The organism is Micrococcus sp. HMSC31B01, from assembly GCF_001816085.1.
Lineage (GTDB): Bacteria > Actinomycetota > Actinomycetes > Actinomycetales > Micrococcaceae > Micrococcus > Micrococcus luteus.
This window is the reverse complement of the sequence record NZ_KV824907.1, coordinates 1-1,459: the sequence shown is the minus strand read 5'-3', so window position 1 is coordinate 1,459 and position 1,459 is coordinate 1. Positions and strand designations below refer to the sequence as shown.

At 76.6% G+C, this 1,459-nt stretch carries 1 protein-coding gene and 1 pseudogene; both read left to right on the top strand.

All coding sequences use genetic code 11. The annotated features are described in order from the left end of the window. On the top strand, positions 1–945 hold a 945-nt coding region (locus HMPREF3105_RS01420; RefSeq protein ID WP_070708601.1), incomplete at its 5' end, for a glycosyltransferase. Further along, positions 945–1,459: pseudogene (locus HMPREF3105_RS01415) on the top strand (glycosyl transferase); the annotation flags it as partial. The gene HMPREF3105_RS01420 and the pseudogene HMPREF3105_RS01415, both read left to right, overlap by 1 nt.

Here is a 1,459-nt window from a genome sequence, read left to right as displayed (position 1 = left end):
GCCGGCCCGGGCCGCGCGGGCGCCCGCGTGCGCGAGGAGGCCGCCCGCCGGGCCTGCGCGTTGATCCTCGATGACGACTCCGACGCCGTCCTGAACAACTCCCTCTCCCCGGCGCCGCTCGAGCTGCTGCGCGCCCGCCCCGTGGTCACCGTCCTGCACACGCCGGCCACGCTGGCGGAGGTGCTGGCTGTCGTCGACGCCCCGGGCTGGACGGCTCCCGACCACCACCGGTGGGCCTCGGTGTCCGCGTCGAACGCGCTGGCCTGGCAGCATCGGCTGCCGCGGGTGGATGTGGTGCCCAACGGGATCGAGCTGCACCAGTGGGTCTCCGACGCCGTCCCCGTGCGCGGCCGCGCCGTGTGGTCGGGCCGGATCACGGCGGAGAAGGGCCTGCACGTGGCGATCGACGCCGCCCGGATCGCGGGCATGGAGCTGCACTTCGCCGGGCCGATCTCGGACGAGGAGTACCACGCCCGCGAGGTCGTGCCGCGGCTCGGCCCGGACACCGTCTACCACGGCCACCTCGACCACCACGCGCTGCCGCACATGCTCGCCACGGGCGAGGTCTTCCTGGCCACCCCCCTGTGGGCCGAGCCGTTCGGGCTCGCCGTGGTCGAGGCCATGGCGCTCGGCGTGCCGGTGGCCGCGCTGCTCAGCGGCGCGATGGGGGAGATCGTCGCCCCGCAGGCCGGCGCGCTGGCCGTGCACCACACGGCGCAGGAGCTCGCGGTCTCGATCCGCCACGCCCGCCGCAAGGACCGGGGACGCGTGCGTGCGTGGGCCTGCCGGTTCAGCGCGGAGACCATGGTGGAGGGCTACGTGGACCTGCTCGAGCAGGCCGCCGAGGACGCCCGCGACCTCGCCGCCGCCGAGGACGCGTACGGGTTCGACCCCCGGGAGGTCCCGCTCCCGTCCGCCGACGCGGCAGACCTGGAGTCCCTCTGATGGCCCCGGCCCGCAGGCGGGTCCTCTACTACGCCCACCAGCACGGGGCGGGGCACCTGCGGCACGCCGCGGGCCTGGCGTCGACCGGGGCGTTCGACGTGACGGTCGTGACCGCCCACCCCCGGGCGGCCGCACTGCTGCCCGCGGACGTCCCCGTCATCCCGCTGCCTTCGGACCTCGTGCCCGGCCACGAGCAGCCGGCGCGCTCGCCCCTGCACTGGTCCCCGGTGGGGACCGAGATCCGGGCTCGCTTCGACGCCCTCCACGCGGCGGCGCGGCGGGTGGACCCGGACGTGTGCGTGGTGGACGTGTCCGTGGAGGCGGCCCTGTTCCTGCGCCTGGCGGGCTGGCCCGTGCTGCACCGCCGCATGCACGGCGAGCGCACCGACCCCGCGCACGCCCTCGTCTACGCCGAGGCCGACGGCCTCTTCGCCCACTACGCCGCCGAGCTCGAGGTCCCCGCCTGGCGCGCCGCCCACGCGGACCGGGTCGCCTACCTCGGGGTCGCGGACGT